A 352-nucleotide genomic window follows, 5' to 3' on the forward strand; every position below is an offset into this window, starting at 1 on the left:
GGGGAGGGGGTGGCCGGTGCGTTCGGCGGCTCCGGTGGCGACGGCCTGGGCGATGGGGTGTTCGGAGGAGTGTTCGAGGGCGCCGGCGAGGCGGAGGACTTCGGCCTCGGTGGTGTTGTCGGTGGTGTGGACGTCGAGGAGGGTCATGCGGCCGGTGGTGACGGTGCCGGTCTTGTCGAGGACGACGGTGTCGACGCGGCGGGTGGTCTCCAGGACTTCGGGGCCCTTGATGAGGATGCCGAGCTGGGCGCCGCGTCCGGTGCCGACCATGAGGGCGGTGGGGGTGGCCAGGCCGAGGGCGCAGGGGCAGGCGATGATGAGGACGGCGACGGCCGCGGTGAAGGCGGCGGTG

General features: G+C 73.3%; 1 protein-coding gene. It reads right to left on the reverse strand.

From position 1 onward, the window contains the following. Positions 1-352, reverse strand: a 352-nt coding sequence (locus WA762_RS35545; protein WP_335941720.1) for an HAD-IC family P-type ATPase, incomplete at both ends; no start/stop codon positions are given.

The organism is Streptomyces tyrfis (genome assembly GCF_037034285.1).
GTDB lineage: Bacteria > Actinomycetota > Actinomycetes > Streptomycetales > Streptomycetaceae > Streptomyces.